This window comes from Pseudomonas sp. NPDC087346 (genome assembly GCF_044744235.1).
Lineage (GTDB): Bacteria > Pseudomonadota > Gammaproteobacteria > Pseudomonadales > Pseudomonadaceae > Aquipseudomonas.
On sequence record NZ_JBIUXX010000132.1, the window covers coordinates 1 to 4688 of the forward strand.

Here is a 4688-nt window from a genome sequence, read left to right on the forward strand (position 1 = left end):
ACCGCCAACCCCCCCCCCCCCGTAGAAGACTGCAACCCCCCCCGGACCCCCCCCCCACCCTCCGCCGCGCTAGACATGGTCCCCCCCCCCCGGGTCTTTGGTGTTGTTGTCGATGATCAGGACTTCGAAGTCCGGATAGTCGAGGTTGGCCAGGGCGTTGAGGGTCTGTTTGACCATCTCTGGCGGCTCGTTGTAGCAAGGTACGTGGATCGAGACTTTCGGTCTGTAGTCCGAATCGCCCACCACTGGCAGGAATTCACGCCGCCGCTTGTGGGTCCAGACCGCTTCGGCCAGTTCATGCGCCTCGGTCAACAATACGATGAACACCCCGAGCGCGCCGAGCGCCAGCAGGAAACCCACCGTCAAACTGAACCATGTGCTGTATTGCAGACTGTAGTCGTAACCGATCCACACCAGTACCGAACCGCAGAGGAAGGCGATAAAGGTCAGGAAGATCCGGCCACGTTGACGCAGGGCTGAGCCGTCGATCATCAGCAGCGTCAGCGATAACAGCGCCAACACCACCGAGCCAACCGCCAGTACCCGCCATTGCGGGATCGCAACCACCGGGCCTTCGAAGTTGAATTTTTGCTGGCGCGCCGCGTTGAACACGCCCCAGTACGCGCCCACCGAGCCTTCATCGCTGGCCTTCCACGGCTGGTCAAATGCTTCGATCACGAAGTAGTTGAAGCCCTGGCGGTTGAGCTTGTTGACCAGATTACGCAGGTAAATCGCCTGATCTGCCGGCGACGCATCGGCGCCACCGCGCATGCGACCGTTGCTCGGCCAGCCGACTTCGGAGAGCAGCAGCGGCTTTTTCGGGAACATTTTTTTCAGGTCGCGGGCGCGGTCGAATACGAACTGGCCGGCCTTGTCGACGGGAATGAATTCCCAGTACGGCAGAACGTGCGCGGCGATCAGGTCGACGTGCTTGGCCAGTTCCGGGTGTTCTTCCCAGACGTGCCATTGCTCGGACGTGGTTACCGGTACTTTCACCGCCGCACGTACGCGATCAAGCAGTACGCTCAGTTGTTCGGCGGTGATTTCCTTGCGGTAGATCGCTTCGTTGCCGACCACAACCCGCACAACGCTACGCGAGGTGTTGGCCAGTTCGATGGCGCGGGCGATTTCCCGTTCGTTGCGTTCCTGATCGGGGCTGATCCAGATCCCGAGGGTCACGCGCAGACCGAACTCTTCAGCCAGTTTCGGAATGTCCTGCAGCGAGCCATCGACCGAGTAGATGCGGATGTTGTCCGTCAGCTTGCTCATGATCTCCAGGTCTCGGCGCATTTCATCGTCAGTCGGATATTGATCCTTCTGTGGGAATTGTCCCTGCTGGAATGGCGAATAGGAGAAACCGGAGATCTGTTCCGGCCAGTTGGGCGCGGAGACCGGGCGGTTGATCAGCGCCCAGAAGCCGCTGAACAGGGCGGCGATTGCAAGAACCACCACCAGGTTGAGTCCAAATTTACGCGATGACATAGCTATTTCGGGTTCCAAAGGCTGTGGAACGAAGGATCGGTTGGCGTACGGCTGTTACAAATACAAGGGGCGCGCATCCTACACCGGCAGTTCACTGGTCGTACATCGGACAGAGAAATGCCGGACGTTGGGCAATCTGGCGTGATTTAAGTTCTTTAGTAACAGCTTGTAAGAGAAAACTTTGTTCAGTGTGGCCTTTATTTTGAGCAATTTCCTCTGTGCTCCCACCGTTCATAGCAGCAAAGATGCTCTTGTCGGCCGACGGCCCTATAATGCGCGCCGGTTTTTGGGGTAATGGTCATGAGTACAGAAGATCCGCGGTTTGCAGGCATCGCCCGTTTGTATGGCATTGAAGGCCTGGACCGCTTGCGCGCGGCCCATGTGGCGATCGTCGGCGTGGGCGGCGTCGGCTCCTGGGCGGCAGAAGCCATTGCCCGTTGTGGTGTCGGCGAGATTTCGCTGTTCGACCTCGACGATGTCTGCGTCAGCAACGCCAACCGGCAGTTGCACGCGCTGGACAGCACCGTCGGCAAACCCAAGGTCGAAGTCATGGCCGAGCGTCTGCGCGGGATCAACCCGGACTGCACGGTGCATGCGGTGGCCGACTTCGTCACCCGCGACACCATGGCCGAATACATCACGCCGAACATCGATTGCGTGATCGACTGCATCGACGCAGTCAACGCCAAGGCTGCGCTGATTGCCTGGTGCAAACGCCGCAAGATTCAGATCATCACCACCGGCGGCGCGGGTGGGCAGATCGATCCGACATTGATTCAGGTCTGCGACCTCAACCGTACGTTCAACGATCCGCTGGCCTCGAAAGTGCGCTCGACCTTGCGCCGCGACTACGGTTTCTCCCGCACCATGACCCGTCACTACAGCGTGCCGTGCGTGTTTTCCACCGAGCAACTGCGTTATCCGAAGCCGGATGGCAGCATCTGTTTGCAGAAGAGTTTTGTCGGTGATGGCGTGAAGCTGGACTGCGCGGGCGGGTTTGGCGCGGTGATGATGGTGACGGCGACTTTCGGGATGGTTGCGGCGACCAAGGCTGTGGACAAGATTGTGGCGGGGGTTCGACGCCCGGCGGATCGCATCAAGCCTGAGGTTTAAGCATCGCTGCTGATGGCCTCATCGCTGGCAAGCCAGCTCCCACAGGTGTTTCAGTGATTTCACTTTATCTGTGAACAACATAGATCCCTGTGGGAGCTGGCTTGCCAGCGATGGCAATTAACCGGCTAACTCATTCATCCGTTTGAGCACTGCATTCAGGCCGTTACTGCGCGACGGCGACAACTGCCGCGACAACCCCAACTGACTGAACCAATCCGGCAAATCCACTAGCTGCAACTCATCGGCAGACAAGCCGTTGACCCGCAACAGCAGCAACGCGACCAGCCCGCGAATCATCCGCGCATCGCTGCTGGCGCTGAATTGCCAGTGACCGTCGCGCAACTCCCCAACCAGCCACACCTGGCTTTCACAGCCATGCACCCGGTTGGCGTCGCACTTGTCCGCGTCACTCAATGGCGGCAAACGATCACCAAACTGCATCAACAATCGCGCCCGCTGTTCCCAGCCGGCAGCGTCCTTGAAGGTTTGCAGTGCAGCAGCAGCCTCGACCGGCAGACTCATCGCAACAACTCCAGCGCCTGATCCAGCGCCTCAAAGAATCGCTCCAGATCCTCCGAGTTGTTGTACAGCGCCAGCGATACGCGGATGGCTCCAGCCAGTTCGAAGCTTTTCAGCAGCGGCATCGCACAGTGATGGCCGGCGCGTACGGCGATGCCTTGCTCGGTGAGCAGATGCGCGAGATCGGCGTTATGCACGCCTTCGACCACGAAACTGGCCAATGCCAATTGCGGCTTGCCCAGCAAACGAATGCCGTTACGAGCCGCGAGACCGCATAGCAAATAGTCGTGCAGCGCCGTTTCATGAGCAGACACCGCGTCCTGATCCAGCCCCGCCAGATAATCCAGCGTTGCACCGAGGCCGATCACGCTGGCGATTGGTGGCGTTCCCGCTTCGAAACCCAGTGGCGCCGGACGGAACCGCGAGTCGTGATAGTTGGCTTCCAGCACCATTTCGCCGCCGAACTGCCATGGCTTGAGCTGTTCGAGTGCAGCATTGCGTCCGAACAGCACACCGACGCCATCCGGGCCGTACAGCTTGTGGCTGGAAAAAACATAGAAGTCGCAACCTAGGGCCTGCACGTCATGCCGACCGTGGACCACGCCCTGCGCGCCATCGACCACGGTCAAGGCGTTCTGCGCCTTGGCCATGCCCAGCAGCGCCGGCAACGGTTGCCATGCGCCGAGCACGTTGGACAACTGACTGACCGCCAGCAAGCGAGTGCGCGGGCCGATCAAACGCACAGCGGCGCCCAGATCGATCAAACCGTCGGCATCCAGCGGCAGGATCACCAGTTTCAAGTCGCGACGTTGCGCCAGTTGCTGCCATGGCAGCAGGTTGGCGTGATGCTCCAGGGCGCTGATGACAATCTCATCGCCCGGATGGAAAAGATGTTCCAGGCCATAAGCCAGGAGATTCAGCGCGCTGGTGGCGCCGTGGGTGAAGATGATTTGCCCGCTGTCACCGGCATTCAGCCATTGCGCAACTTTGAGCCGACTGTCTTCGAACGCCTGCGTGGCATGAGCGCCGGGCAAGTGTTGCGCACGATGCACATTGGCTGCGCCGTTGGCGTAGTAGTGCGTCAGTGCGTCGAGCAGCGCTTGAGGCTTTTGCGTGGTGGCGGCGTTGTCCAGATAAGTCTGGTCTTGCCGTTGCAGGGCGGCGATGGCCGGGAAATCGGCGCGCCACGGAGAAGGAATCATCATTTCATTCGGCCCATGGGCAAGACCCTGTAGGAGTGAGCCTGCTCGCGATAGCGTCCGCAAGGACGTCCAAAGCATCGCGAGCAGGCTCACTCCTACACAGGGCGGGTGCTGCTTAGTTGTGAGCGTGCAGCGCTTCGTTCAGTTCGATAGCCGATTTGTGGGTTTTGCATTCCACGGCACCGGTTTCCGAATTGCGACGGAACAACAGGTCAGTCTGACCCGCCAGTTCGCGCGCTTTGACCACTTTGACCAGATTGTTGTTCTCGTCCAGCAGCGCGACTTTGGTGCCGGCGGTCACGTACAGGCCCGACTCGACGGTGTTGCGGTCGCCCAACGGAATACCGATACCGGCGTTGGCGCCGATCAGGC

4 protein-coding genes and 1 pseudogene are annotated in these 4688 nt (G+C 60.0%); 1 reads left to right on the forward strand and 4 read right to left on the reverse strand.

Annotated elements, in window-relative coordinates; genetic code table 11:
• Nucleotides 1-90 precede the first annotated feature (90 nt).
• Nucleotides 91-1482 (reverse strand): annotated as a pseudogene (locus ACIOZM_RS31200) (glycosyltransferase); the annotation flags it as partial.
• Nucleotides 1483-1776: 294 nt separating this feature from the next.
• Between ACIOZM_RS31200 and tcdA the strand changes: the two are divergent.
• Nucleotides 1777-2595: a tRNA cyclic N6-threonylcarbamoyladenosine(37) synthase TcdA gene (gene tcdA / locus ACIOZM_RS31205; RefSeq protein ID WP_401221414.1), complete on the forward strand. Its 819-nt coding sequence runs from the start codon at nucleotides 1777-1779 to the stop codon at nucleotides 2593-2595.
• 117 nt (nucleotides 2596-2712) lie between these two features.
• Here the strand turns inward: tcdA and ACIOZM_RS31210 are convergent, their stop codons facing one another.
• The 3 genes from ACIOZM_RS31210 to ACIOZM_RS31220 form a co-directional block, all read right to left on the reverse strand.
• Nucleotides 2713-3117 carry a SufE family protein gene (locus ACIOZM_RS31210; RefSeq protein WP_401221416.1) on the reverse strand — a complete coding sequence of 135 codons (405 nt, stop codon included), beginning with the start codon at nucleotides 3115-3117 and terminating at the stop codon, nucleotides 2713-2715.
• The gene (locus ACIOZM_RS31215; RefSeq protein WP_401221419.1) at nucleotides 3114-4319 is read right to left on the reverse strand and encodes an aminotransferase class V-fold PLP-dependent enzyme; all 1206 of its coding nucleotides are present in this window, start codon (nucleotides 4317-4319) and stop codon (nucleotides 3114-3116) included. The genes ACIOZM_RS31210 and ACIOZM_RS31215 overlap by 4 nt, the downstream gene beginning before the upstream one ends.
• A gap of 112 nt (nucleotides 4320-4431) precedes the next feature.
• On the reverse strand, nucleotides 4432-4688 hold a 257-nt coding region (locus ACIOZM_RS31220), incomplete at its 5' end, for a DapH/DapD/GlmU-related protein (protein ID WP_401221421.1).

Bases quoted from the DNA above. Each gene is read 5' to 3' on its own strand.
- tcdA (WP_401221414.1), top strand. From the start codon at position 1,777: ATGGTCATGAGTACAGAAGATCCGCGGTTTGCAGGCATCGCCCGTTTG.
- ACIOZM_RS31210 (WP_401221416.1), bottom strand. From the start codon at position 3,117: ATGAGTCTGCCGGTCGAGGCTGCTGCTGCACTGCAAACCTTCAAGGAC.
- ACIOZM_RS31215 (WP_401221419.1), bottom strand. From the start codon at position 4,319: ATGATGATTCCTTCTCCGTGGCGCGCCGATTTCCCGGCCATCGCCGCC.